This window comes from Rhodococcus cerastii, assembly GCF_033042195.1.
Lineage (GTDB): Bacteria > Actinomycetota > Actinomycetes > Mycobacteriales > Mycobacteriaceae > Rhodococcoides.
Window position 1 is genome coordinate 181,085 of sequence record NZ_JAWLKF010000003.1, and the last position, 26,208, is coordinate 207,292.

26 protein-coding genes and 1 riboswitch are annotated in these 26,208 nt (G+C 65.0%); of the genes, 12 read left to right on the plus strand and 14 right to left on the minus strand.

Going from position 1 to position 26,208, the window contains the following annotated elements; genetic code table 11:
- Nucleotides 1–8 precede the first annotated feature (8 nt).
- The 5 genes from R3P93_RS07695 to R3P93_RS07715 form a co-directional block, all read right to left on the minus strand.
- Nucleotides 9–1,133: a glycosyltransferase family 4 protein gene (locus tag R3P93_RS07695; protein ID WP_317532715.1), complete on the minus strand. Its 1,125-nt coding sequence runs from the start codon at nucleotides 1,131–1,133 to the stop codon at nucleotides 9–11.
- Nucleotides 1,134–1,156: 23 nt separating this feature from the next.
- Nucleotides 1,157–2,509, minus strand: a complete 1,353-nt coding sequence (locus tag R3P93_RS07700; protein ID WP_317532716.1) for a hypothetical protein — start codon at nucleotides 2,507–2,509, stop codon at nucleotides 1,157–1,159.
- A gap of 31 nt (nucleotides 2,510–2,540) precedes the next feature.
- The gene (locus tag R3P93_RS07705) at nucleotides 2,541–3,602 is read right to left on the minus strand and encodes a C40 family peptidase (protein WP_394855265.1); all 1,062 of its coding nucleotides are present in this window, start codon (nucleotides 3,600–3,602) and stop codon (nucleotides 2,541–2,543) included.
- A 308-nt stretch (nucleotides 3,603–3,910) separates the two neighbouring features.
- On the minus strand, nucleotides 3,911–4,465 hold the full coding sequence (locus R3P93_RS07710; protein ID WP_068052083.1) for a C40 family peptidase: 555 nt from the start codon (nucleotides 4,463–4,465) through the stop codon (nucleotides 3,911–3,913).
- Nucleotides 4,466–4,481: 16 nt separating this feature from the next.
- A riboswitch (cyclic di-AMP (ydaO/yuaA leader) is annotated at nucleotides 4,482–4,645 on the minus strand.
- Between the two features lie 115 nt (nucleotides 4,646–4,760).
- Entirely contained in the window at nucleotides 4,761–5,042 is a 282-nt protein-coding gene (locus tag R3P93_RS07715) for a hypothetical protein (RefSeq protein ID WP_317532717.1), read from the minus strand.
- 147 nt (nucleotides 5,043–5,189) lie between these two features.
- Between R3P93_RS07715 and R3P93_RS07720 the strand changes: the two genes are divergently transcribed.
- The gene (locus R3P93_RS07720) at nucleotides 5,190–6,989 is read left to right on the plus strand and encodes a DEDD exonuclease domain-containing protein (protein WP_317532718.1); all 1,800 of its coding nucleotides are present in this window, start codon (nucleotides 5,190–5,192) and stop codon (nucleotides 6,987–6,989) included.
- 54 nt (nucleotides 6,990–7,043) lie between these two features.
- A complete protein-coding gene (locus R3P93_RS07725) occupies nucleotides 7,044–7,319 on the plus strand; it encodes an Lrp/AsnC family transcriptional regulator (protein ID WP_068052089.1) in 276 nt (91 codons plus the stop codon).
- Nucleotides 7,320–7,331: 12 nt separating this feature from the next.
- Here R3P93_RS07725 and trpD read toward each other — a convergent pair whose 3' ends face one another.
- Nucleotides 7,332–8,393, minus strand: coding sequence for an anthranilate phosphoribosyltransferase (trpD, locus tag R3P93_RS07730; protein ID WP_094640136.1), 1,062 nt, complete (start codon nucleotides 8,391–8,393; stop codon nucleotides 7,332–7,334).
- 51 nt (nucleotides 8,394–8,444) lie between these two features.
- Nucleotides 8,445–8,921: a hypothetical protein gene (locus R3P93_RS07735; protein ID WP_068052095.1), complete on the minus strand. Its 477-nt coding sequence runs from the start codon at nucleotides 8,919–8,921 to the stop codon at nucleotides 8,445–8,447.
- Between the two features lie 151 nt (nucleotides 8,922–9,072).
- Here R3P93_RS07735 and ctaE point away from each other — a divergent pair, with 151 nt between their 5' ends.
- From ctaE to R3P93_RS07760, 5 genes are all read left to right on the plus strand, one after another.
- A complete protein-coding gene (gene ctaE, locus R3P93_RS07740) occupies nucleotides 9,073–9,684 on the plus strand; it encodes an aa3-type cytochrome oxidase subunit III (protein WP_037192869.1) in 612 nt (203 codons plus the stop codon).
- Between the two features lie 83 nt (nucleotides 9,685–9,767).
- On the plus strand, nucleotides 9,768–10,616 hold the full coding sequence (gene qcrC, locus R3P93_RS07745) for a cytochrome bc1 complex diheme cytochrome c subunit (protein WP_094640137.1): 849 nt from the start codon (nucleotides 9,768–9,770) through the stop codon (nucleotides 10,614–10,616).
- Complete coding sequence (gene qcrA / locus R3P93_RS07750) at nucleotides 10,613–11,824, plus strand: cytochrome bc1 complex Rieske iron-sulfur subunit (RefSeq protein ID WP_256980917.1); 1,212 nt, start codon at nucleotides 10,613–10,615, stop codon at nucleotides 11,822–11,824. Before qcrC ends, qcrA begins: the two co-directional genes overlap by 4 nt.
- Complete coding sequence (qcrB, locus tag R3P93_RS07755) at nucleotides 11,821–13,617, plus strand: cytochrome bc1 complex cytochrome b subunit (protein WP_317532719.1); 1,797 nt, start codon at nucleotides 11,821–11,823, stop codon at nucleotides 13,615–13,617. Before qcrA ends, qcrB begins: the two co-directional genes overlap by 4 nt.
- A 242-nt stretch (nucleotides 13,618–13,859) precedes the next feature.
- Entirely contained in the window at nucleotides 13,860–14,135 is a 276-nt protein-coding gene (locus R3P93_RS07760; RefSeq protein WP_068052101.1) for a helix-turn-helix domain-containing protein, read from the plus strand.
- Nucleotides 14,136–14,310: 175 nt separating this feature from the next.
- Here the strand turns inward: R3P93_RS07760 and R3P93_RS07765 are convergent, their stop codons facing one another.
- Nucleotides 14,311–14,727, minus strand: coding sequence for a cytochrome c oxidase subunit 4 (locus R3P93_RS07765; RefSeq protein ID WP_068052104.1), 417 nt, complete (start codon nucleotides 14,725–14,727; stop codon nucleotides 14,311–14,313).
- 18 nt (nucleotides 14,728–14,745) lie between these two features.
- Entirely contained in the window at nucleotides 14,746–15,825 is a 1,080-nt protein-coding gene (gene ctaC / locus R3P93_RS07770) for an aa3-type cytochrome oxidase subunit II (RefSeq protein WP_068052110.1), read from the minus strand.
- 222 nt (nucleotides 15,826–16,047) lie between these two features.
- On the opposite strand from ctaC, the gene asnB reads away from it, so the two are divergent.
- Nucleotides 16,048–17,976, plus strand: a complete 1,929-nt coding sequence (asnB, locus tag R3P93_RS07775; RefSeq protein ID WP_094669854.1) for an asparagine synthase (glutamine-hydrolyzing) — start codon at nucleotides 16,048–16,050, stop codon at nucleotides 17,974–17,976.
- Nucleotides 17,977–18,066: 90 nt separating this feature from the next.
- Here asnB and R3P93_RS07780 read toward each other — a convergent pair whose 3' ends face one another.
- The 3 genes from R3P93_RS07780 to R3P93_RS07790 all read right to left on the minus strand — a co-directional run bounded on the left by R3P93_RS07780 (nucleotide 18,067) and on the right by R3P93_RS07790 (nucleotide 20,649).
- Nucleotides 18,067–19,041: a carbohydrate kinase family protein gene (locus R3P93_RS07780; protein WP_094688459.1), complete on the minus strand. Its 975-nt coding sequence runs from the start codon at nucleotides 19,039–19,041 to the stop codon at nucleotides 18,067–18,069.
- Between the two features lie 104 nt (nucleotides 19,042–19,145).
- On the minus strand, nucleotides 19,146–19,511 hold the full coding sequence (locus tag R3P93_RS07785) for a HesB/IscA family protein (RefSeq protein WP_068052114.1): 366 nt from the start codon (nucleotides 19,509–19,511) through the stop codon (nucleotides 19,146–19,148).
- A gap of 64 nt (nucleotides 19,512–19,575) precedes the next feature.
- Nucleotides 19,576–20,649 (minus strand): glycerate kinase family protein, encoded by a 1,074-nt coding sequence (locus R3P93_RS07790; RefSeq protein WP_094640141.1) that lies wholly within the window; start codon nucleotides 20,647–20,649, stop codon nucleotides 19,576–19,578.
- Between the two features lie 100 nt (nucleotides 20,650–20,749).
- Between R3P93_RS07790 and R3P93_RS07795 the strand changes: the two genes are divergently transcribed.
- The 4 genes from R3P93_RS07795 to R3P93_RS07810 are packed head-to-tail and all read left to right on the plus strand — an operon-like array spanning nucleotide 20,750 to nucleotide 23,863.
- Nucleotides 20,750–21,409, plus strand: coding sequence for a DUF3043 domain-containing protein (locus R3P93_RS07795; protein WP_317532720.1), 660 nt, complete (start codon nucleotides 20,750–20,752; stop codon nucleotides 21,407–21,409).
- Nucleotides 21,410–21,414: 5 nt separating this feature from the next.
- Nucleotides 21,415–21,984: a bifunctional adenosylcobinamide kinase/adenosylcobinamide-phosphate guanylyltransferase gene (cobU, locus tag R3P93_RS07800; RefSeq protein ID WP_317532721.1), complete on the plus strand. Its 570-nt coding sequence runs from the start codon at nucleotides 21,415–21,417 to the stop codon at nucleotides 21,982–21,984.
- On the plus strand, nucleotides 21,981–23,099 hold the full coding sequence (gene cobT, locus R3P93_RS07805) for a nicotinate-nucleotide--dimethylbenzimidazole phosphoribosyltransferase (protein WP_317532722.1): 1,119 nt from the start codon (nucleotides 21,981–21,983) through the stop codon (nucleotides 23,097–23,099). Before cobU ends, cobT begins: the two co-directional genes overlap by 4 nt.
- Before the next feature lie 2 nt (nucleotides 23,100–23,101).
- A complete protein-coding gene (locus R3P93_RS07810) occupies nucleotides 23,102–23,863 on the plus strand; it encodes an adenosylcobinamide-GDP ribazoletransferase (RefSeq protein ID WP_094669850.1) in 762 nt (253 codons plus the stop codon).
- Here R3P93_RS07810 and R3P93_RS07815 read toward each other — a convergent pair.
- Together R3P93_RS07815 and gcvT are read right to left on the minus strand one after the other, a co-directional pair.
- Nucleotides 23,860–24,963 carry a branched-chain amino acid aminotransferase gene (locus tag R3P93_RS07815; RefSeq protein ID WP_094669889.1) on the minus strand — a complete coding sequence of 368 codons (1,104 nt, stop codon included), beginning with the start codon at nucleotides 24,961–24,963 and terminating at the stop codon, nucleotides 23,860–23,862. The genes R3P93_RS07810 and R3P93_RS07815 overlap by 4 nt on opposite strands.
- A gap of 41 nt (nucleotides 24,964–25,004) precedes the next feature.
- A complete protein-coding gene (gcvT, locus tag R3P93_RS07820) occupies nucleotides 25,005–26,105 on the minus strand; it encodes a glycine cleavage system aminomethyltransferase GcvT (RefSeq protein ID WP_094640403.1) in 1,101 nt (366 codons plus the stop codon).
- Nucleotides 26,106–26,208 lie beyond the last annotated feature (103 nt).

The window sequence follows — 26,208 nt, forward strand, 5'->3', positions numbered from 1 at the left end:
CGTACTGCCTAGATCAACGAACGCAGCTTCTCGGTCAGCACGTCCCAGCGCCATTCCGCGTCCACCCAGGCGCGGCCGGCGTTGCCCATCTGCGTCGCCAGCGTGCGATCGGACAGGATTCGCACGATCGCGTCGGTGGTGTCCGAGACGGACGTGCCGTCGACGACGAAGCCGGTCTTGTTGTGCTGCACCGCTTCCGGCGCACCCCCGGACATGCCGGCGACTACGGGTACACCGCAGGAAGACGCCTCGAGGTAGACGATGCCGAGACCTTCGACATCGAGACCGGCACCTCGGGTTCGGCTCGGCATCGCGAACACGTCGGCGATCGTGTGGTGGGCGGCGAGCTCCGCCGACGGGACGGTACCGGTGAACACCACGTGTTGCTCCATGCCGGTGGATCGGACGAGCTCGCGCAGAGTCTTCTCGTACGGCCCGCCGCCGACGATCACCAGAACCGCTCCGTCGACGACCCGGCGGATCCCCGGGAGCGCCCGGATCAGGACATCCTGACCCTTGCGCGGAACCAGCCGGGACAGGCACAGAACGGTGGGGCGATCACCGAGGCCGTAGCGGGCACGAAGTTCCGCTCGCGCTGCGTCGTCGGGCACGAAGCGATCGGTATCGACACCGGGCGGCAGATGTTCGAGGGCGGCGGTCCGCCCGAACGCCGAACTGAATCGCCCCCGGGTGTACTTGCTGACGTAGGTCACCACATCGGTGTTCTCGCCGATCGTGCGCAGGGCCGCCCGCCCGCCCGGCACCATCGACCATCCGACCTCGTGACCGTGTGTGCTCGCCACAATGCGATCGGCCCCCGCCTTGCGCAGGTACGACGACATCACTGCCAACGGAGCCGACGCACCGAACCACACCGAATCGCAGCCTCGGGACTTCAGGATTCGAGCCGCACGACGCGCGACGAGCGGAGTCGGCAACATCAGGGTCGTCGGATGCCGGATCACCTCGAAAGGCTGCCTGGCATCGAACTTCTCGTGCGAGTCGCCGCGCCAGCGGGGGGCGTAGACCACCAGCTCGTCGGCCGGCAGCTGCGAGGCGAAGCTGTGCAAGTAGGACTGAATACCACCCGGGCGAGGAGGAAAGTCGTTCGTCACGAGCAGGGTACGACGCATGGAGTCAACCGTAGCGCCCCGTGTCAGCCGGCCTGGCGAGCCACCCAGTCACCCCACGAGGACACGAACTGTGCCCGGCCGAGTCCCAGCACCGACTCGAATGCAGAATCGGTGGGGCTCTCGGACGCGAGCGCTTCGTACAGGGAACGCAGGGTCGACTCCCCGAACCGGTCGGCCACGAATGCGAACACCGACCAGGCCGATTCGTAGGCCACACTCGACCGGGCACCACCGGCACCGAAATCCTCGTTCTTCGGCAGCACCGTCGGCGGCCCACCCGCCGCCACGATCGCCGCGAGAGTGGGTGCCAGTTGCGCGAACTCGGCACCGGACCCTCGATACCCGGAATAGTCGGCGAACCCCTCCGACACCCACAACTCCGTACCGTCGGACGTCCGCGCCCTCGCCGCCACATGCGTCAACTCGTGCCGCAGAACCGAGCGCACGGTGAACGGCGTCAACCTCGACGCGGCGTCGGGACCGAACACCACCCGCTGACCCGTCGGACGGGAGCCGTCGGCCGCCACCGCGTCGGACACCGTCACCGCAGCCACGTCGGTGGACGGATCGGACCCCGTCAGTTCGGCGAACTCCTCCGCCGAGGATGCGACGAAAATCAGCCCGTCGCCCGCCCAGTCGTCTCCCCAGAAGTCGGTCACGGCCGCGATTGCCGACGGAAGTTCGGCCGTAAGGTTCTCCACGAACGCATCGCGGTCCGGATGACCCATGACCACAGATGTCCCGGCTGCAGTGGCCACCGAACGCACGGTGAGAGGGCCGAAGTCCCACGGCCCACGCCAGGTCTGGCGTCGATACTCGGTCAGATCCGCGTCGTCGACCAACCGCCATCGACCGTCCCGCTCGGCGACGACGAGTGAGACCGGCCGACGCGTCGGCGATGCGTCCGGGCCGGTGATCGCGTATCGCAGATACACCGCGGGTGCCCAGACATCGGTGGAATCGAGCGCCGCTGCGATCGACGGCGGCACCGGGGTCTCGGGCTCGTCGCCCAGGTCGTAGCCGAACTCCGCGAAGGGGACGCCGGGTACCACTGCTGCCCGGCGCAGCTGCGCTTCGACGAAGCCGGGGTCGGCCTGCGGATCCATCACATCGCGCAGTGCGTCGAGATCACCGGAACGAACCGCGCGCGCCCACTGGTCGAGGAGGACGGTCACATCGGCGCGGCGCTGCTGATCGTAGGTCGGCGGGTCCTGGCCGACGGTGACCTCGGCGGTCCCGGCCGTGGGCGGGCCGTCGAATCGGTGAATCAGGACGACCGAGACGGCGACCACCACGACGACCACGACGACAAGCCAGCGCCGCCATGACGATCGGAGGATGACGTGCAACCCGGATGGTCGGTTCGAGGTGCTCATGCCGCCACTCGTCGATCGTCGAGACACGACCTCAGTATCGACGCGCCCCGTAGTACGGGAACGATGCCATCGACTGCACCTTCACGGGCACACCGAATGTGGAGGCATGCAGCACGTTGCCGTTTCCGGCATAAATTCCGACGTGTGAGATGTCCGGATAGAACAGAACGACGTCACCGGGCTGCAGATCCTTCTGATCCACCGGAGTTCCGCCCGCCGCCTGCGCCTGACTCGATCGCGGCAGCGTCTTGCCCACCTGCTTGTACGCCCACACGACCAACCCGGAGCAGTCGAAGCCATCCGGACCGGTTGCGCCCCAGACGTACGGCTTGCCGATCTGCGTGAGGCCGGCCTGCAGCGCACTGGCTCCCGATCCCGGCGTCAGGTTCTGCAGAATCGAGGACGGGTCGAACCCGTCGGGCAGGGTCGAACCGGCCAGAGACAGTTGCTCCGAGGACGAGAGCGCACTGTAGGCGGCCATGACCTCGGCTATCTGTCCCTGCAGCTCACTCTGCTTGGCCTGGAGATCGTCGCTGACGGCCTTGGCCTGCTCTGCGGCGACGCGTGCCTGTTCGGCGGCCGTCGTCGCGGCCTGCTCGGCCGTCTCTGCATCCGAGCTGGCCTGCTTGAATCGGGCGACCTGGTCGGCGGTCTCCGCCGAGATCACGTCCAGCGCCGACATCTGGTCGAGCAACTGCTGTGGTGAGTCGCTGACCATGACGGCGAACAGTCGGTTGGTCCGCGCGCCCTGGTAGTTGACGTTGGCGACCTTGTCCATGGCCGGTTTGAGCTGCTCCAACTGCGCCTGCGCTGCGTCCACGGCGGCACGGCTCTGGTCGACGAGGGCCTGAGCGTCGATTTGCTGCTGGGTCTTGGCGTCGAGATCGATCTGAGCATCGTGCAGAGATTCGGTGGTCTGCTCGGACTGGCGAGAGAGCTCGGCGAGTTCGGTCTGCGCGTCGGATGCCGAACCGAATCCCGGCTGCGCGGTTGCCGTCGTCGTCGGCACCACGGCGATGCATGCGGTCAGCGCGAGCGCAACCACCGAGTTTCGGGCCGTACGCAACGCTCGGGTAGATCTCGATATCGCCACGGAAAGCGACTCTCCGTCCTCACAGATGTTGCCTCGACCGAGGCAACGGTTGGAAAAGTAGTCCGAAAACGAACCATACCCATGCTCTTACGGGCGCGGACGTGAACACGGTCCGAAATCGACGGGGGTTCGAGGTGACAGGTCACAAAATAAACATCGACCAGGTCTCGATCAGATTACGAACTGGATCCTTCCCTGTCCACCGAACCGGCGTGTCGCGCAGTCCGTGTCCGGATACGCCGACAGGGCCGAGCCGATGAACGGCTCGACCCTGTCGGTCGGTTCACAACGAACGTCGATCGCTCGAGTCAGTAACGGCGAGCACCGTCGAACGGCATCGAGTCGAGCGGGGCAACCTTGACCGGCACGCCGGACGTGGATGCGTGCACGACATTGCCGTTGCCGACGTAGATGCCCGAGTGCGAGCCGTCGTAGAACGAGACGACGTCGCCGGGGGCGAGGCTGTCGCGCGAGACCGGAGTGCCTGCGGCGGCCTGGTCGTAGCTCGTACGAGGCAAGCTGACGCCGGCCTGCTTGTACGCCCACTGGACGAGGCCCGAGCAGTCGAACGAATCCGGACCCGAAGCCCCGTACACGTACGGTGCTCCGATCTTGGATTCTGCGGCCTGAACGGCCTTCGCAGCCGGGGTGACCTGCGGTGCCAACGGCGCACCCGGCGCGGGCACACCCGGAAGGTTGAGGGGAGGAAGGCCCGGGATGTCAGGAATCTCGAAGGTTCCGACGCCGGGAATGGTGAGGGGGGCCGCCATTGCGGGTGCAGCGGGAAGAACGACCACGCCTGCCGTGAGCGCTCCGGCTACGAGGACTCGCCGCAATGTTCGGTTGGAAAGTTGTGACGCCACGAAAGATGGTGCTCCGTTTCTTCCTATCGTCCGCCGACCGAGTTAGCTGACGGGTTCGGGCTGGGAAGAGCAGCCCTACCCACCGGCCACCGTGTGGTGGCTCAGCGGGATTCACCCCAGTAGATATCGGGTTCCCGATACGAACACTCTCGCGAGTGAACGATTAGGCGGTGACTTGCGACGCCACTCCGGTTTGGACTGGCGAGACTCCGCAAGGTCTCAGGAAGATTACGAAATGGCATACCCCCGTGTCGACCCCAACTCGCCGAGGAGAGCGAATTCGGCTCGATTCTCGCTAGCCGGCGCGCTGATCCCCCGGTGTGTCACGAGTCGATAACAAAGGAACCTCGGCGATGTCGTCGTCGTTCACCACGAGCTTGAGAGTGGGCACGAGACCGACATCGGCGAGCACCCCCATGGCACCGAGTTCCTCCTGCTCGAGAGTGATACGAGACGGCGGACCGACCCGCCGTCCGTCCGACCCGGACGGCATCCCCGGAGGCCCCAGAAGCACCGTCACGACGCAGTCCGCGCAGGCGATGGCACGGACCAGGCAGTCACTGCAATCGATGATCATTGTGATCCTTGTCTCTTTACGGTTTCCGGCGGCCGAATAGGCCGACTCAGCGAAAGATAGCGACGGGCACCGACAGGTTCCGTGACACGACGACGTTCGACGGCGCGATGAGCGTTCTTGTCGGAGGTCGGCCCTAACGTCGTCCCGGTGAGCCTGCCCATCCAGCTGACGTTCGACGAACTCGACACCCCGCTGCACGAGACGACGTTCGTCGTCGTCGACCTCGAGACCACCGGCGGTAGCGCGGACACCGAGGCCATCACCGAAATCGGGGCAGTCAAGGTTCGAGGCGGCGAGATTCTCGGCGAGTTCGCCACGTTGATCGACCCGGGCAGGTCCATTCCGCCGTACATCGTGGAACTGACCGGCATCACATCGGCGATGCTCATCGGTGCGCCGCGCATCGAACGGGTTCTGCCCGGTTTCCTCGAGTTCGCACGAGGTTCGGTACTGGTGGCGCACAACGCCGGCTTCGACACCGGATTCCTCAAGGCCGCCGCGAGCCGTCTCGACATCGCGTGGCCACGGTTTCAGGTGCTGTGCACGGTCAAGCTGGCTCGCCGAGTTCTGACCCGCGACGAAGCTCCGTCGGTGAAGCTGTCCGCACTGTCGACTCTGTTCCGATCCGGCACCAGGCCTACCCACCGTGCGCTCGACGACGCCAGGGCCACGGTCGACGTTCTGCACGGCCTCATCGAACGCGTGGGCAATCAGGGAGTCCACAGCTACGCCGAGTTGGTCGACTACCTACCCGCGGTGTCGGCCGGCCAGCGCGCCAAACGCGGGCTGGCCGCCCATCTTCCCGGCACACCCGGCGTCTATCTGTTCCGCGGCCCGTCCGACGAGGTGCTGTACGTCGGTACGTCCAACAACCTCAAACGACGCGTGCGCAACTACTTCACCGGCTCGGAGACCCGAGGCCGGATGAAGGAGATGGTCGCACTGGCCACCCGCGTCGACCACGTCGAGTGTGCACACGCGCTCGAAGCCGGAGTCCGCGAGCTACGTCTGCTCTCGGCGCACATCCCGCCGTACAACCGCCGCTCGAAGTTCCCCAGGAAAGGGTGGTGGATCACCCTGACCGACGAGGCGTTCCCTCGCCTGTCGATCGTCCGCACCCCGGCACCGAACAGTCTCGGACCGTTCTCGGTTCGCGGTGACGCCGCAGAGGCCGCGGCGCTCGTCGCGGAGTTCTGCCGCCTGCGTACGTGCACTCGCCGTCTGGCCCGCTCGGTTCGACACGGTGACCAGTGCCCGGCGACCGACGTCGGAGGCTGCCCAGCGGCACTGTCCGGCCCGTTGACGGCCGACGAGTACTCCGATGCCCCGACGCAGTTTCTCGCGCTGGTGTGTGGCCAGGACGACGCCGTTCTCTACTCCATGCGCCGCCGCGTCGCCGAGCTCGCAGACAAGGAGCTGTACGAGACGGCTGCCCGTCTGCGCGACAGAATTGCGATCACCGTCGATGCACTGCGCCGGATGCACCGATCGGCAGCAGTGGCCGCCATTGCCGAACTGGTTGCGGCGAGGCGCACGGCCGACGGCGGGTGGGAGTTGATCGTGGTGCGCTTCGGCCGGCTGGCCGGCGCTGCCGTCGCGCCGCGGGGAGTGCATCCGATGCCCGTCGTCGATGCCATCACCGCGTCGGCCGAAACGGTGGTGCCCGATACGACCCCGCTGCGCGGCGCGCCCCCGGAGGAAGTCGGACTTATTGCGGCCTGGCTGCGCACGGACGGAGTCCGGATCGTGCGCACGAGCAGTGGGTACTGCAGCCCGGCACGATCGGCGGGTTCGTGGGAGTCGTGGTGTCGGACGGCGAGAGAAGCCGCGAGGGCAGGAGTGGAGCCTGCGGAACGACTGTTCAGCTCAGGAGTGGAGCCTGCGGAACGACTGTTCAGGTCAGGAGCGGAGCCTGCGGGACGACTGTCGGGGTACGGCAGCAACTAGGGTCTGGGGGTAGCTCGCGTCGGACACCGAGCTCGAGATGCTTGAGGAGCGCACATGATCAATGCCATCGTCTTGATCGACGCCGAGGCCGACTTGATTCCGGAAGCGGCGCAGGCCGTTGCGGATGTCGACGGGGTGTCGGAGGTCTATTCGTGTGCTGGTGATGTCGATCTGATCGCCATCGTGAAAGTTCGTGATCATGCGTCGATCGCAGAGGTCATCACCAAGCACATCAATCGTGTGCGGGGGGTGCGCAGCACCACCACTCACATTGCGTTCCAGTCCTATTCGAGTGCCGATGTCGAAGCCGGGTTCTCGATAGGCGAGTAGCCGCGCTCTTCGTCAGCCGGCGAGTTCGGTGGTGCATCGACCCCAGTCGGCGAGTAGCCGTGCTGCTGCACCGGAATCGATTGTTGTTGCGGCAGTGGCCAATCCGGCTTCGATTCGGGCGTGGAGGTCGTCGGACACGCCGTGGTGCGCTGCCATGGCTGCGGCGGCATTGAGCAGTACGGCGTCGCGGACGGGGCCCTGTTCTCCGGCGAACACTCGGTGCGCCACCGCTGCATTGAATTCGGCGTCTCCACCTCTGAGAGCTTCTATGGGCGCTCGGGCGATGCCGTAGTCGAGCGGGTCGATCGTCTCGACGGTCACCGAACCATCGGACACCACGTGCACTGTCGTGGTGGTGGACAGTGTGATCTCGTCCAGTCCGTCGTCACCGCGGACCACGAGCACCGAGCTGCCCCGGGCTGCGAACACGTCGGCGACGACGGGGACCAGGTTCTCGAACGCACAGCCGATCAGGCCTGCGCGCGGGCGCCCGGGGTTCGTCAGTGGCCCCAGCACGTTGAAGACCGTGGGGATTCCGATTTCCTTGCGCGGTGCGGCAGCGAAGCGCAGTGCGGGGTGGTGGATCGGTGCGAAGCAAAAGCCGATGCCGACCTGCTCGACGCTCGACGCGACTGCGTCGGCCCCGAGGGTCACTCGGACCCCCAATGCTTCGAGCACGTCGGTCGTGCCGCTCTTCGACGACGCTGCGCGGTTGCCGTGCTTGACGACTCGGATCCCGCTGGCAGCGACGACGACGGCTGCCATGGTGGAGATGTTGACGGTGTCCGCTCCGTCTCCTCCGGTCCCCACGACGTCGACGGCGTCGGTGTCGGTGTGCACCAGCACTGCGTGCGCCAACATCGATTCGGCGAGTCCGTTGACCTCCGCCGGCGTCGGACCTTTCATCTTCAGCGCTACTCCGAAGGCTGCGATCTGCGCGGCTGTCGCGTTGTCGGCCATGATCTCGTCCATGACCCAGCCGGTGTCGGCGCTGGACAGGTCGGTGTGGTTCGTCAACGCGCCGAGGATTCGACGCCAGGTTCGCGGCTGTTCGTCGCTGATCGCTGCGGTCATGGTGGTTCTGCCGTGCCCTTCTGCCGTCGATGCACTCGGTGCGGTGGAAGCTTAGCCAGACGCTGCGTCGGGCTGCGCGGGCTGCAGTGCGTCCCACCCCAGTACTGCTCCCCCTCGACGCTGAGCAAGGCCGGCCATGCGAGAACGCTCCTGCGAGCAGTGCAGAGCGTCGAGTACCTGAACACGTTGCAGAACCAGCGGCACGCCGCCTTCCACCCGAGGGCGGTAGCCGGTGCTCTCCGGTAGTTCGGCGGCCGGCCCCACTTCGTAGTCGTCCTGAGCCGCAACCGCTGCTGCGTCCTCCACTTGGTCGGAAGGCAACACGAGATGATGCCGTAGCACCACCTCCGCCGATTCCGTCCACAGCGGTCGGGTCCTCGCTGCTTCGTCGAGCACGGCCGAGCATGCCTGTGCATCGTCGAAGCAACTCGCCACTGTCACGAGGTCCTCGCGAGTGGGGTCCAGACGTTCGGCCGTCGATCGCGAGAACAGTCTCCGAAACCATCCACCTTCGGTGCGCTTTGCCATGAGGCCAGCCTTGCACGACTGGACCCTACCGGCCCGTACAGAGGCTCTGACCAGCACGGGAACAAGGACGTACGCGGATTCGTTCCGACACGACGCGCCAAGAGCGGACCCGGATATGCCTTCCGTACTACGACGGGTCATACTTCTCTTTGTGACGAGCGCTGTAGGGACTCAAGGATCGGCAATCACCCAACGCGTGCACTCGCTGAACCGTCCCAATATGGTCAGCGTCGGCACGATCGTGTGGCTGTCTAGTGAACTCATGTTCTTCGCCGGGCTGTTTGCGATGTACTTCGTCGCACGCGCCCAGGCGAATGGAATCTGGCCGCCGGAGCCGACGGAGCTGAACCTCGCGCTCGCTGTGCCGGTGACCGCGGTGCTGATCGCATCGTCGTTCACCTGCCAGCTGGGTGTGTTCGCCGCCGAGCGAGGTGACGTCTTCGGACTGCGCCGCTGGTACATCATCACTCTGGTGATGGGCGCGTTCTTCGTGGCCGGCCAGGCGTACGAGTACTACCACATGGTGCACGAGGGCACGACGCTCTCGAGCAGCGTGTACGGCTCGGTCTTCTACATCACGACCGGTTTCCACGGATTGCACGTCATCGGCGGACTCATCGCCTTCGTCTTCCTGATCACCAGAACGCTGGTCAGTAAGTTCACGCCCGCGCAGGCCACCGCGGCCATCGTCGTTTCGTACTACTGGCACTTCGTCGACATCGTCTGGATTGCCCTCTTCGCAACGATCTACTTCATCCGCTAGTGACAGTCAGCACACCAAAGATAACGAGCGAACGGAATCAGCCCCCGACGTTCGGTCCGTCCCGACACGACAAGGGATAGAAGATGAGTACATCTCCCCCAGCAGCATCCGACGACAACGCCGCCTCCAAGACGAGACGGCAGCGTAGGACGCGCCGACGCATCACCGGTGCTCTCGTTCTGATGATGGGCCTCCTGAGCGCAGGGTTCCTCGCCTCGGCCCTGACGCCGGCTCCTCAGGTCGCGACTGCCGATACCGATTCGGCAGCGCTCATCCGCGAGGGCAAGCAGCTCTACGACACGTCCTGCGTCACGTGCCACGGTGCCAACCTGCAGGGTGTTCAGGATCGCGGACCGAGCCTCATCGGCGTCGGCGAAGCAGCCGTGTACTTCCAGGTGTCGAGCGGTCGTATGCCCGCTGTTCGCAACGAGGCACAGGCGATGCGCAAGCCGCCGAAGTTCAACGACAAGCAGATCGACGCCCTCGGTGCCTTCATCAACGCCAACGGCGGCGGACCGACGGTCATCCGCGACGAGAACGGTGAGATCGCTCAGGAGTCCCTGCGCGGTGGCGACATCGGACGCGGCAGTGAACTGTTCCGACTCAACTGCGCTTCCTGCCACAACTTCACCGGTGAAGGCGGCGCTCTGTCCTCGGGCAAGTTCGCACCGTCCCTCGGCCCTGCCAACGAGCAGGAGATCTACACCGCGATGGTCACCGGCCCGCAGAACATGCCGAAGTTCTCCGATCGTCAGCTGACGATCGAGGAGAAGTCCGACATCATCGCGTACGTCAAGTCGGCCCAGGAAACCCTTCCCGCAGGCGGTTGGAGCATCGGAAGTTTCGGTCCCGGTACCGAGATGATCGCTATCTGGACGGTCGGCATCATCGCCGTCGTCGGAGCAACTTTGTGGATCGGAGCTAGATCATGACCGACGGCGATTCCGGCCGTAAGGACGCGGGCAACGACGACGAATCCGGACGCAAGGATGCGCCCGGTGCCGACGGCGTGAACGCGGACAAGAAGTACACCGACGAGGAACTCGCCGCGATGAGCCGCGACGAACTGGTCGAGCTCGGCACCAACCTCGACGGTGTCGATGTCGCTTTCCGCCGCAACCGTTGGGCTGTGGAAGGTACCCGCGCCGAGAAGCGTGCCGAGCGCAGCGTCGCGATCTGGTTCGCGATCGCCGGCCTCGCCGCTGTCGCATTCATCGGCATCTACCTGTTCTGGCCGTGGCAGTACTCCGGTATCGGCGAAGAGAACTACCTGGCCTACTCGCTGTACACCCCGCTCATCGGCGGCACGATGGGCCTGGCGATCCTCGCGGTCGGTATCGGCGCGGTGCAGTTCACCAAGAAGTTCATCCCCGAAGAAGTCTCCATCCAGGACCGTCACGACGGCGGCTCGTCCGAGCTGGACCGCAAGACTCTCGTGGCAGAGCTGGGCGATTCGCTCGACACGTCGACCATCGGTCGCCGCAAGGTGATCAAGCGTTCGCTCGTCTTCGGTGGTGGCGCGCTCGGCGTCATGGCGCTGCTCCCCCTCGGTGGACTGATCAAGAATCCCTGGGCCAAGGGCGAAGATTCGCCGTTGTGGGTATCCGGCTGGACTCCTCGCTACGATGGAGAGACCATCTACCTCCGACGAGACACCGGGCGACCGGAAGATGTCGTTCTCGTTCGGCCCGAGGACTTGGACGCTGGTGCCATGGAGACCGTCTTCCCGTTCCGCGAAGCGGACCGCGAGAGCGAGCACGATCTGCTCGTCTCGCTGCGTGGAGTTCGTAACTCGGTCATGCTCATTCGCCTTCGCCCGGATGCCGCCAGCACCGTCATCAAGCGCAAGGGTCAAGAAAGCTTCAACTACGGCGACTACTTCGCCTACTCGAAGATCTGTACGCACCTGGGTTGCCCGACATCGTTGTACGAGCAGCAGACCAACCGAATTCTGTGCCCTTGCCACCAGTCGCAGTTCAACGCGCTCGAGTACGGCAAGCCGATCTTCGGACCGGCTGCGCGTGCGCTGCCCCAACTTCCCATCACTGTCAACGAAGAGGGATTCCTCGTCGCTTCGGGAGATTTCACCGAAGCTCTGGGGCCCGCCTTCTGGGAACGTCGTCCGGAGCGTGACTCATGAGTACATTGCAAACCCTCGCCGCCAAGCAGGCCGACGGCGTAGACAGTCGTTACCACCTGGCGCCGGGATTGCGTCGCCAGATCAACAAGGTCTTCCCCACGCACTGGTCGTTCCTGCTCGGTGAGATCGCGCTGTACAGCTTCGTCATCCTGCTGATCTCGGGCGTGTTCCTCACCCTGTTCTTCGATCCGTCGCTCAGCGAGGTCGTGTACGACGGTGCGTACACCCCCCTCAACGGTGTGACGATGTCCAGGGCATACGCCACCGCTCTCGACATCACGTTCGAGGTTCGTGGCGGTCTGTTCATGCGGCAGATTCACCACTGGGCGGCCCTGATGTTCGCCGCCTCGATCATCGTGCACATGATGCGCATCTTCTTCACCGGTGCGTTCCGTCGCCCGCGCGAGGCCAACTGGGTCATCGGTTGTTTGCTGCTCATCCTGGCGATGTTCGAGGGCTTCTTCGGCTACTCGCTCCCCGACGATCTGCTTTCCGGCACCGGCCTCCGCGCCGCTCTCGGTGGCATCACGATGAGTATCCCGATCATCGGCACGTGGATGCATTGGCTCATCTTCGACGGCGACTTCCCCGGCACGATCATCATTCCGCGCCTGTACGTCGCTCACGTTCTTCTTCTACCGGCCATCATCCTGGCGCTGATCGCAGCCCACCTGGCCCTGGTCTGGTACCAGAAGCACACGCAGTTCCCCGGACCCGGCCGCACGGAGCAGAACGTCGTCGGCGTTCGTATTCTTCCGGTCTTCGCGGTCAAGTCCGGTGCTTTCTTCGCCGTCACCTTCGGTGTGCTGGCAGCAATGGGCGGACTCATCCAGATCAACCCGATCTGGAATCTCGGACCGTACAACCCGTCGCAAGTGTCGGCAGGCGTGCAGCCCGACTTCTACCTGATGTGGACCGACGGCATGGCACGACTGTGGCCTGCCTGGGAGATATACATCGCCGGGCGCTACACCATCCCGGCAGTGTTCTGGGTGGCAGTGATCATGGGTCTCGTCTTCACCGTGATGATCGCGTACCCGTGGATCGAGAAGCGTCTGACCGGAGACACTGCGCATCACAACCTGCTTCAGCGTCCCCGTGACGTTCCGGTGCGTACTGCGATCGGCGCGATGGCCCTCACGTTCTACGTGATCCTCACGCTCTCGTGCATCAACGACCTCATCGCCTACAAGTTCGACATCTCGCTCAACGCGATGACGTGGATCGGTCGTATCGGAATTCTCACCATGCCTCCGCTCGCGTACTTCATCGCGTACCGATTCTGCATCGGACTGCAGCGCAGCGATCGGGCAGTTCTCGAGCACGGCATCGAAACCGGAATCATCAAGCGACTCCCGCACGGCCAGTACGTGGAAATCCACCAGCCGCTCGGACCGGTCGACGATCACGGACACCCGATTCCCCTCGATTACCAGGGCGCAGCCGTTCCGAAGAAGATGAACAAGCTCGGCTCGGCCGGAAAGCCCGGCTCGGGATCGCTGTTCAGTCCGGATCCGGTGGCACAGAGCAAGGCTCTCGAAGATGCCCTTCACAAGGGTGAACACGAGCAGCTGACGATGCTCCGCAACTACCAGGCGGGCATCCACGGCAACGGCCACTCGAACGGCAACGGCCATGCCAATGGCAACGGGCACTCGAACGGCAATGGCCACTCCAATGGCAACGGCCACTCGAACGGCAACGGCCACTCGAACGGCAACGGCCATGGACTCCACTCGGATGAGGACACCGCTATCGCTTCGGGTCGAAGCGACAACGACAGAGAACACTGACATCTGACAGAGTCTCGAAAAGGGCGACACCGGCAACGGTGTCGCCCTTTTTGTTGTCTGCGAACACGATCCGGGCTGGAACACTTCGCATCACCCTCCGAGGCAGCACGGCCGGCTGCTCGTCGCCGGGAGATCCGATAGCCCTCCCCCCTCCCCCACCGTCGGATGACCCATCCATATCCCAGGTACATCGACCGGTCTCAGCTCCGGGGTTCGCGACGACCGGTATTACTATCGGTGTCATGGTCCGTGTTCCACTCACCCCCGGCGAACTCGCCCGCGGTGCCAGGCTCGGCTCCGCTCTGCGTCATGCCCGCGGTGGCCGAACCATGACCGACGTCGCCGATACAGCAGGCATCTCGGTCGAAACTCTGCGCAAGATCGAGACCGGCCGAATTCCGACGCCGGCGTTCTTCACCGTCGCCGCGTTGTGCGGCGCGCTGAACATCTCCCTCGATTCGCTTGCCGATCAGGTGCCCCGTGCCGTTCGGTCCCACTCGGAGGCCGACGTTTCCTGAGGGTGCGTGCCACCTCGTTCACCGCAGCGCGCTCGACCTCCACACGCTCGCTCTCCGTGTCACCTCACAGCGCCATGAGCGGACCATCCTGTTCGGCCGGTATGGCGGACAGCAGAAAAGGGCCCCGGTCGCTCGTGAGAACAACCGGGGCCCTTTTCGGGTGGAGCAGATGGAGTTAGTGGCGCTCGGCACCGACGTGGTACTCGAACACCAAACCTGCGGCCGCAGCGATGACGCTCACCACGCCGAGGGCGATGAGCCACGGCTGGAAGAAGGCGAATCCGATGGCGGTGATGGACGCGGCGCCTGCGAGCACGATCGGCCAGAAGCTACCGGGGCTGAAGAAGCCCAGGTCTCCTGCGCCGTCGCTGACCTCGGCGTCGTCGAAGTCCTCGGGTCGGGTGTCGAGGCGTCGTGCGACGAATCGGAAGTAGGTTCCGACGATCAACGTCAGACCGACCGACAAGAAGATCGCGGTGACTCCGGCCCACTCGACTCCTGTGCGGCTCAGGCCCGTGAACAACGCGTACACGATGCCGACCAGGAGAAAGAAGACAGTGAGGATTTCGAAGATCTTGGCTTCGATTTTCATATCAGCATGCTTCCTTGGTCAGTTGCCTTCAGCGACAGCGGCTGTGCGGAGGGTGCGGTCGGTCGAGAACGGAGCGGTGCTCGTTGCGAGAGGGCTTTCGCCGATGGCTTCGAGTGCCTGCGCGTTGGTCAGCGCATCTCCACCTTCGGACAGAGGCTTGCGAAGCTCGATGTACTGCTCGAACCGCTCGGGAGACACGGCACGAACCTCGAAGTTCATCATCGAGTGGAAGGTGCCGCACATTTCGGTGCACCGTCCGACAAAGGAGCCTTCGCGTTCGATTTCGCTGATCTGGAAGACGTTGTCGGAGTGGTTCTCCTCGGGGTTCGGGAGAACGTCACGCTTGAACAGGAATTCCGGAACCCAGAATCCGTGGATGACGTCCGAGGACGCGAGCACGAATTCGATGCGCTTACCGGTCGGCAGAACCAGGACCGGGATCTCTTCGCTCGAGCCGACCGTTTCGATCTTGTTGTAGTGCAGGTACGACAGATCCTGCGTGGATGCTCCGTTGATCGGTCCCGGAACGAACTCGCCGTCCTCGCTGCCCTCGGCACCTTCGCCCGGAGTGGCAGCGGCCTCGGCGGCAGCCTGCTCCTCCTCGTCGGTGCCCTCGTACTTGGCGGCACCGTCCTTGAGGTCGATGGTGCGGTAGCCGAACTTCCAGTTCCACTGGTAAGCCGTGACATCCACCTGGACGTCGGGATCGGCCTGCTTCTCGTCGACGTAGTTCTGCACCACGACGGTGAAGTAGAACAGGACGGCGATGATCACGAACGGGACCGCCGTGTAGAACAACTCGAGCGGAACGTTGTAGGCCGTCTGGCGAGGGAACTCCGGTGAGCTCTTCTTCTTACGGTGGAACAGCACCACCCAGAAGATCAGAACCCACACGATGATGCCCATGACCAGGGCGGCAATGACCGACCACGTCCACAGGTCGCCGATGCGTCGCCCCTGCGGGGTGACGCCCGAGGCGAAACCGAAATTGAGTACGTTGTCGCTGCTGATGGAACAGCCCGACAGCATCAACGCGGCTACACCGAGAAATGCTGTCAGCCCCGCTCGCCGAAGGATCCGACTATGCGCCACGTTCACGCCTTCCTGATTGCCCACCACTGAAGAATAAGGGCTTCCACATGGAGATGCCCGAGTACTACGCAGCGTAGACCAAAGCTGACGCGGAGCCACCCTTGGGTCGTTACCTAGGTTCGAGCGTGTCTGCGGCATACTCGGTTGCTGATCGACCGTCCCGCTGACGACACGCGGAGATCCGGCCCCCGGCATTGTCCCCAACTGCGAGAAGAGGTAGCAGACGCTGTGTGTGGACTGCTCGGAGTACTGACATCTCACGGAACGACCGCCGCCGGCGTCGAGCTGGTGAGCTCGGCGACTCACTGCATGCGCCATCGTGGCCCGGACGAGCCCGGTGGCACCTGGCACGACGACGACGTCGTATACGGCTTCAATCGACTCTCGTTCATCGACATCGAACACTCGCACCAGCCGATGCGGTGGGGTCCGCCCGAGTCGCCGAACCGGTACGCACTGGTGTTCAACGGTGAGATCTACAACTACCTCGAGTTGCGTGCCGAGCTCGCGCGCGATCACGGGGCAGAATTCGCCACCGAAGGTGACAGCGAGTCGATCGTTGCGGCGTTCCACTACTGGGGCGCTGCCGCCGTGCAGCGTCTGCGAGGAATGTTCGCCTTCGCCATCTGGGACACCGAGACGCGCGAGATGTTCGTTGCACGCGATCCCTTCGGCATCAAGCCACTGTTCCTGGCCACCGGTCCCGGAGGCACCGCGTTCGGTAGCGAGAAGAAGAGCGTGCTCGAGCTGATGGATCTGCTCGGCGTCGGCACCGATCTCGATCCGCGTGCCATCGAGCACTACACGGTGCTGCAGTACGTCCCCGAGCCCGAAACCCTGCACGCAGGCGTTCGGCGGCTCGAATCCGGTTGCTACGCCACGCTGTCACCGGGCACGCCGCCGAAGGTCACTCGCTACTTCACCCCGAAGTTCCCGGTTCAGCCATTCGCACCCGGCAGCGAGAAGGCGCGGTACCAGGAAATCGCCGAGGCACTCGAAGACTCGGTTGCCAAACATATGCGCGCCGACGTCACGGTCGGCTCCTTTCTCTCGGGCGGAATCGATTCGACGGCCATCGCAGCTCTGGCGATCCGTCACAACCCCGACCTGATCACGTTCACCACCGGATTCGAGCGCGAGGGCTACTCCGAGGTGGACGTGGCAGCGGAGTCGGCCGCGGCAATCGGTGCTCGGCACATCGTGAAGGTCGTCGGACCCGAGGAGTTCGCGGCGTCCATCCCCGAGATCGTCTGGTATCTGGACGATCCAGTGGCCGACCCCGCGTTGGTGCCGCTGTACTTCGTCGCCAAGGAAGCCCGCAAGCACGTGAAGGTCGTGCTCTCCGGCGAAGGTGCGGACGAGTTGTTCGGCGGTTACACCATCTACCGCGAACCGCTGTCGTTGAAGCCGTTCGAGTCGCTTCCCGCATTCCTTCGACGTGCGGCCGGCTCGTTGAGCGAGCGAATCCCCGAGGGCACTCGCGGCAAGAGCCTGCTCAACCGCGGATCCATGACTCTCGAAGAGCGGTACTACGGCAACGCACGCAGTTTCAACGACGCGCAGTTGCGGTCGGTGCTGCGCGAGTTCCGATCCGAGTGGACCCATCAGGACGTCACCGCGCCGATATACGCGCAGTCGCAGGGATGGGATCCGGTGGCTCGCATGCAGCATCTGGATCTGTTCACTTGGTTGCGCGGCGACATTCTGGTGAAGGCCGACAAGATCACCATGGCCAACTCACTCGAGTTGCGCGTTCCGTTCCTCGACTCCGAGGTCTACAAGGTCGCCGAGAAGCTCCCGCTCGACCAGAAGATCACCAAGAGCACCACCAAGTACGCTCTGCGTCAGGCGCTGGAGGGAATCGTTCCCGGTCATGTACTGCATCGCGCCAAGCTGGGATTCCCTGTGCCACTGCGCCATTGGCTGCGCGGACCGGAACTCTTCGATTGGGCCCACCAGCAGATCGCCGACTCGCAGACCGATCACCTGCTCAACAAGGCCGCCGTCGTGGCGATGCTCGACGATCACCGCGCCGGCAAGTCCGATCACAGCCGTCGACTGTGGACGCTGCTGATCTTCATGGTGTGGCACGGCATCTTCGTCGAGAAGCGCATCGTGCCGCAGATCGCCGAACCGGAGTATCCGGTCAACATCTGACCTGTACGCCCGTTTCCCCCGGGATCAATGTGGATTCCAGTCGCTCGGAGTGCAACAAAGCCACATTGATCCCGATACGGGAGACCAAGCTCAGGCGGGGAGCAATGCCCCGATTTCCTCGCCCGCTTCTTCACCGTAGGCAGAGGTCAGACGCTTGATCGCGTCGTCGCGGTTGAGATCCCACTCCTGCGTGCCGGTGGTCTCGAGCACCAGCACGGCCACGAGCGAACCCAGTTGCGCTGCACGTTCGATACTGGCTCCGGCCATGTGGGCGGTGAGGAAACCTGCTCGGAAGCCGTCGCCGACACCGGTCGGATCGACCTTGCTCGTCTCTGGCACGACACCGACATGGGTGTGCACACCACCCTTTTCGACGATGTCCACGCCACGCTTGCCCAGGGTGGTGACGCGCAGATCCACCTTGTCGGCGATGTCAGCGTCGGACATGCCGGTCTTCTGCTTGAGGAGCGCCCATTCGTACTCGTTGGTGAACAGGTACGCGGCACCGTCGATCAAGTCGGTTGCCTGCGCGGCGTCGAGCCGAGCGAGCTGCTGCGACGGGTCGGCCGCGAACGGGATGCCTGCAGCGCGGCACTGCGCCGTGTGCGCCGTCATCGCGTCGGGGTCGTTGGCACCGATCAGAACCAGGTCCATCGCGTGCTGCGCCGCGAGTGCCTCGATGGAGATGTCCCGGGCCTCGCTCATCGCTCCGGGGTAGAACGACGCGATCTGCGCCATGTCCTCGTCCGTGGTGCAGACGAAGCGAGCAGTGTGTGCGGTAGCGGACACGCTCACACCACTGCAGTCGACGCCGTGCTCTTCGAGCCAGGTCCGGTACTCGGCGAAGTCCGGTCCCACGGCCCCGACGAGCAGAGGCGCGCCGCCGAGAACTCCGAGTGCGTACGCGATGTTTCCGCCGACGCCTCCCTTGCGAATGACCAGATCGTCCACCAGAAAGCTCAACGAGATGTTCGAGAGCTGATCGGCGACGATCTGCTCGGCGAACCGTCCGGAGAATCGCATCAGATGGTCGGTCGCTATCGAGCCGGATACCGCGAGTGTCACGAAGGAAGGCCTTTCGGTTCGTAGATGCTGTGGAGTCGACGGCTAAACACGACTGTGACCGGTACACGCATGCGTGTACCGGTCACAGTCGAGTACGAGTCAGCTCAGTTGAACGAGTCGCCGCACGCGCACGATCCCGTGGCGTTCGGGTTGTCGATCGTGAAGCCCTGCTTCTCGATCGTGTCCACGAAGTCGATGGATGCACCCTCCACGTAGGGAGCGCTCATCCGGTCCACTGCGAGGGTGACGCCGTTGAAGTCGACCGCGAGGTCGCCGTCGAGGCTTCGGTCGTCGAAGAAGAGCTGGTAGCGCAGTCCTGCGCAACCACCCGGCTGCACGGCGATGCGCAGCGCGAGGTCGTCACGGCCTTCTTGATCCAGCAGCGCCTTGGCCTTGGTCGACGCGGTCTCCGTCATGGTGACCTTGTGTGCCGTGGTTTCGGTCGTTGCGGTCTCATTCGAAACGGTCATGGGTTCTCCCTATCAGTCGTACAACCCGTGAATGACTCAACCGTACTCCCGGTAGCTCTATTCCTCACGCTCGCCGCCTCCCTTGCACACCGGTGTCGACCACGTCGGCCGCGACGCGCGCGGCCAACTGTTCGAGCTGATTCGCCGCATCCGACATCGCCAGCTCGACCGAACCCGCGAACTCACTGATCGAGTGCGCAGCCGAGATGCCCGCCGACTCCAGTTCGTCCTTCGACAACGTGACCTGCCCCGCGAGCACGATCGTGTCGATGCCCGTCGCGCCGCCCGCGGCAGCGATTCTGGTCACCAGCTTGCCGCGCAGCGATTGCGAGTCGAATTTGCCCTCACCGGTCAGCACCAGGTCGACGGAGTCGAGCAGTTCCTGCTGGCCGGTTCGTTCGGCCACCACGACGGCACCGGGTAGCTGCCTGCCGCCGAGTGCGAACAGTGCCGCCCCCAGACCTCCTGCGGCTCCGGCTCCCGGTCGGTCTGCCACGTCGTAGCCGGCGGCAGAGAGCACTGCAGCCCAATCGGTGTTCGACTCCTCCAGCCGAGCGACGGTGTCTGCGTCGGCACCTTTCTGTGGACCGAACACGCGGGCCGCACCGGCGTCGCCCAGCAGCGGGTTCTCCACGTCCGACGCGGCGACGAGGTCGATGCCCGACAATCGCGCGACCGCCGATCCGAGTCCGCCCAGCGCACGAATCATCGCGCGCCCGCCGTCGCTGCAGCTGCTTCCGCCGAGCCCGACGAACACCGTTCGCGCCCCGGCGTCGAGAGCGGCGTCGAGCAGCTGACCGACGCCGTAGCTGCTCGCCTTCAGTGCTGACAGTGGAGTGGGCGGGCCGTCGAGAAGATGCAGTCCGCAGGCCTGAGCCGATTCGATGTACGCCGCCGTACCGTCGAGCAGCCAGTGGGCTCGGACCGGGTTGCCGAGGGGCCCGTCCACGTCTGCGGTCTGCACGGTGCCGATGCGCGAGGCCAGGACCTCGACGAACCCTGGGCCGCCGTCGGATTGGGGCGCGAGTTCGAGTTCGTCGGTCTCACGAACCGAGGCCCATCCCCTGGCGATGGCGTCGGCCGCGGCCGCGGCAGTCAAGGTGTCTCCGAACGAATCCGGCGCAATCATCACTCGCATCGTCGGAAGTCTAGGGCTGCAGCGCCGGAACGGCATCCGCTGTTTCGCCGCTGACCTGGCCGGTGTTCGTCGGCAACGGGCCATCCCATACTCTGAGTGCGTGAAGCTGCTACGCCGTGGAAACTCTGACAATTCGGACGGAAACGACTCGAACGAATCCGAGTCGACGACGGCCGGGAGCGACGCAACCCCTTCGGTGTCTCTCGGCAAGGGCCGACCGACCCCCAAGCGCCGTGATGCCGAAGCTCGGCGTCGCGGACCGGTTGCTCCTGCTCCTCTGACGAGCAAAGAGGCACGCGAGCGCCGCAAGGCGAACAAGGGCAGCAAGGAAGACCGCAAGGCCGCCTCCAACGAGCGACGTGCCGCCGCAGCCGAACGACGCGCACGGATGCTGGCGGGCGAAGACAAGTATCTGCTCCCCCGCGACAAGGGTCCGGTGCGTGCATACGTACGCGACATCGTCGATGCACGACGCAACCTCGTCGGCCTGTTCATGCCGCTGGCCTTGATCCTGATCTTTGCTCTGTTCCTGCAGCCGCAGGTGCAGCAGTACGTCACCCTCGGCATGTTCGTGATGATGCTCTTCATGGTCGGCGAGGGCATCTACCTCGGCAAGACGATCAACAACAAGATCCGGGTGCGGTTCCCCGAGACCACCGACGGCGGTTTCAGGATCGGGTGGTACGCCTTCGTGCGTGCGTCCCAGATCCGCAAGATGCGCGCGCCCAAGCCACGAGTCAGCGCCGGCGAGGCCGTCTGACGTCGGTGGGTGAACCGAGACGAACCCTCGTGCTCGGTGGAGCCAGATCCGGCAAGTCCGGGCACGCGGAATCGCTTGCCGTTCTCGAGCCGGTTCGCTACCTCGCGACCGGTCGGCGGGACGCCACCGACGAGGACTGGCAGCTTCGTATCGAGCGTCACCGTGCGTCGAGACCGACACACTGGTCCACCGTCGAAACCGTCACGTCTCTGTCCGGTGTCGTGACGCAGCCGTGGGACGGCACCACCGTCGTCGACGATCTGGGAACGTGGCTGACGGGAATGCTCGACGATGCACAGGCCTGGGAGCTCCCCCGCGGCACGATCGCACCGGCTGTCGACGATCTGGTTCGGGCAGTCGCGGACTGCCCGTCCCACCTTCTGCTCGTCAGCCCCGAAGTCGGCTTGTCCGTGGTGCCCGAATCCCGTTCCGGTCGCCTCTTCCGAGACGAGCTGGGATTGCTCAATTCTCGGCTCGCGGCAGTATGTGACAGGGTTCTGCTGGTCGTCGCAGGACTCGCGCTGACCCTCAAGGACCCTCCGGCGGACTTCATCACCGCGAAAGGCACAGTGTGACAATTCTTTCGGAAGAGGCTTCGGCGTCGTCGCCGTTTCGTCCGGTGACAGCTCCGTCGGACTCGGCTCGATCGGCCGCCGCCGACCGGCAACAGGAATTGACCAAGCCTGCCGGAAGCCTCGGTCGCCTCGAGGCGCTCGGTGAGTGGATCGCCGCCTGCCAGGACGCCTGCCCGCCGCGGTCTCTCGAACGAGTGCGTGTCGTCGTCTTCGCCGGCGATCACGGCGTGGCCGCACACGGGGTCTCTGCCTACCCTCCCGAGGTGACGGCTCAGATGGTCGCGAACATCCGCGCCGGCGGCGCAGCGGTCAACGTACTCGCGGCCATCGCCGGTGCCGCGGTTCGGGTTGTCGACATCGCGGTCGACACCGATACGGATTCTTCGGTGTCCGCGTTCAAGATTCGACGGTCCAGTGGATCGATCGACCGCGAGGATGCACTCACCGAGGACGAGGTTCAGGCCGCGATCGCTGCCGGAGCCGCCATCGCCGACGAAGAGGTCGACGGCGGCGCGGATCTTCTCATCGCAGGCGATATGGGTATCGGAAACACCACTCCTGCAACGGTATTGATCGCCACCCTGACCGACACCGAGCCGGTCGCCGCTGTCGGTCGCGGCACCGGAATCGACGATGCGGGATGGATCAGGAAGACCGCAGCGATCCGGGACGCGATGCGTCGAGCCCGGCCGGTCGCGAAGAACCCCACCGATCTGCTGCGAGTCGCGGGCGGTGCCGACATCGCGGCCCTCGCCGGCTTTCTGGCACAGGCAGCGCATCGGCGAACCCCGGTGATTCTGGACGGCCTGGTGGTGACCGCGGCCGCATTGGTGGCCGAGGACGCGGCGGCCGGGGCACGCAACTGGTGGGTTGCCGGGCATCGCTCGGCAGAGCCTGCCCATTCACTTGCGTTGCGGCACTTGCGTCTCGAACCGATCGTGGAGCTCGGGATGCGACTGGGCGAAGGTTCGGGAGCGCTGGCGGCGTTGCCTCTGGTTCGTGCGGGTGTCGGCACCCTCAATTCGATGGCAACCTTCGCCGACTCCGGTGTCAGTACCGGCGACAGCGAAGCCCGCAGCACTGCCGAAGACCGCAGCACCGCCGAAGACCACTGACTGTGCGCAGCCCAGCCGACTCACTGGTGCTCGCGTTCTCCTGGCTGACGGTGCTTCCCGTGCGCGGCCCCGACGAGGTCGACAGGGACTCCGCCGGGCGCGCGATAGCGCTCGCTCCAGTCGTCGGTATCGCCCTCGGCAGCATCAGCGCGATCGTTCTGTGGGTGTCGATCACGGCAGGCCTGACGCCTCTCCTCGGCGGACTGCTCGCCGTCGCGGCCTCGGCATTGCTCACTCGGGGTATGCATCTGGACGGCTTGGCCGACACTGCGGACGGACTGGGCTGCTACGGACCTCCCGAGCGCGCGCGAGAAGTCATGAAGTCCGGCAGTGCGGGGCCGTTCGGAGTTGCGACCATCGCACTCGTTCTGGCAGTACAGGCCGCGAGCCTGGGCCAGCTCGCGCACCAACAGCTGTGGTGGGCCATTGCAGTTCTGCCGGTGATCAGCCGGGTGTCGGTGGTCCTGGCCTGCCGCCGGGGTACGGACGCGTCGTCGCCGAACGGTTTCGGCGCTCTCGTCGCGGGCACGCAGTCGAACATGGCACCAGCGCTGTGGGTGGTTGTCGCAGTGGCGATCTCGGTGTTCGCACATCCCGACCGCCCGTGGCAGGGCCCCCTGGTGGTCATCGCCGTACTCGCCCTCGCGATGGTTCTCACTCGCCACTGCGTGCGACGCTTCGGCGGGCTCTCCGGCGACGTGCTCGGAGCCGGAATCGAGACCACCACCGCGCTGGCCGCGGTCGGCCTGCTTCTGGGAAGCTAGCGGAGCTTGGTCATCCAGCCGTGCGTATCGGCGAAGGTGCCGCGCTGAATGCCGGTGAGCGTGTCGCGCAGTGCGAGCGTGATCTCGCCGGGCTCGCCGCCTGCGATCTCGAACGCCCCCTCGGTGGACTTGACGCTACCCACCGGTGTGATGACCGCTGCTGTGCCGCAAGCGAACACCTCGGTGATCTCGCCGGAGTCGGCCCCCTTTCGCCACTCCTCGGTGGAGATCCGACGCTCTTCGACGGGGATGCCTGCGTCGGTCGCCAGGGCCAGCAGCGAGTCACGAGTGATGCCGGGGAGCAGTGACCCGGACAGCGACGGCGTCACCAGTCGTGCGTCGGAGCCCGAGCCGAAGACGAAGAACAGGTTCATCCCGCCCATCTCCTCGACGTACCGGCGCTCGATGGCATCGAGCCAGACCACCTGATCGCATCCTTCGTCGCTGGCCTGTGCCTGCGCCAGCAGAGATGCGGCGTAGTTGCCCGCGAACTTCGCGTCTCCGGTGCCGCCCGGTGCCGCCCGGACGTATTCGGTCGACAGCCAGACGCTCACCGGCTTGACGCCTCTGGGGAAGTACGCACCTGCGGGAGAGGCGATCAACATGTAGCGGTACGAATCGGCCGGGCGGACACCGAGTCCGGCTTCGGTGGAGAACATGTACGGCCGGACGTAGAGCGCGTCCTCGCCGCCTGCCGCGGGGACCCAGTCGTGGTCGAGTTCGAGCAGCTTCTCGATCGATCCGATGAACAGCTCGTCAGGCAACTCCGGCATCGCCAGACGGCGAGCCGAGGAGCGGAAGCGCTCGGCGTTGGAGTGCACCCGGAAGGTCGAGAGGTCGCCGTTCGGCTGACGGTAGATCTTGAGTCCCTCGAAGATGGCCTGGCCGTAGTGCAGGACCATCGCGGCGGGGTCGAGCTCGATCGGACCGTACGGCGCGATCGTGGCATCGTGCCATCCGCCGTCACGGGTGTAGTCGATGTACACCATGTGATCGGTGAAATGTTTTCCGAAACCGGGTGCAGCGAGCACCGCGTCGCGCACGGCGGGCGTAGCGGGCGAGGGATGCTGCACGTACGTGAATTCGGAGACACCTGTCATGCCCGAGATCCTATCGTCACGGCCACCGAGCTCTCGCGCGGTCACCTGGTCTTCACTGCGACGAAGGGCGGCGCGACCACTTCGCAGCGCAACGCTCGCCCACGAACGTCGACTTCGACCTCCGAGCCCACCGCAGGAGCGGCCTCCGCGTCGAGCAGGGCGAGGGCGATTCCGATCTTCAGCGACGGCGAGAACGTGCCGGACGTCGTCGTTCCGATCTGCTGTCCCGATGCCTTGACGGCAAGGCCCGGGCGCAGGACACCGCGATCGAGAGCCCTCAGTCCACGCAGCACGCGCGCCGGTCCGCTCTCCTTCTCCGAGGACAAGGCTTCCTTGCCCCAGAACGCATCCTTCTTCCACCCGATAGCCCAGCCGCAGCGCGCCTCGAGAGGCGAGATGTCCAGTGCCAGTTCGTGTCCGTGCAACGGGTAACCCATCTCGGTGCGCAGTGTGTCGCGCGCTCCGAGCCCGCACACCTGTCCCCCACGAGACCGCACTGCTGCCATCAGCGCCCGGAAGAGCGGTTCCACGTCGCCCGCGGGTGGAACCAGTTCGTAGCCGTGCTCGCCGGTGTATCCGGTTCGGCAGACTCGCACCGCAACCGAATTCCAGGTGGCGTCCTCGAACGCCATGTAGTCCATGTCGGTCGGCAGGCCCAGTTCCTGAAGAACCTCGGTCGATTTCGGTCCCTGCACGGCCAGGACTCCGAACTCACGGTGCTGGTTCACCACCGAAATCCCGTCGGGTGCCTGCTCGGCCATCGCCGCGACGACGGCCGCCGTGTTCGCCGCGTTCGGCACCAGAAAGACATCCTCGTCCGAGACGTAGTATGCGATCAGGTCGTCGACGACGCCGCCGGATTCGGTGCAGCACAGCGTGTACTGCGCCTTGCCCGGTTCTATTCGGTTCAGATCGTTGGTGAGAACGGAGTTCACGAACGCAGCGGCTCCGGGTCCGGTCACCGACGCCTTGCCGAGATGCCCGACATCGAACAGACCCACGGCCTCTCGCACTGCCGTGTGTTCGACGACGACCCCGGCGTACGACACCGGCATGGTCCAGCCGCCGAAAGGTGCGAATGTCGCACCCAATTCGGTGTGCACGGCGTGAAGTGGTCCCTCGATCAGCTCGGTGTCGGTCATGGCGGTCACGCTAGCTCACATCGCGGCCGTCGCGGGCCCGGCAGACCGACTGCGTCCCTCGACGAGTCGTCATTAGGATCGAGGTACGTACACGTCAACCCCT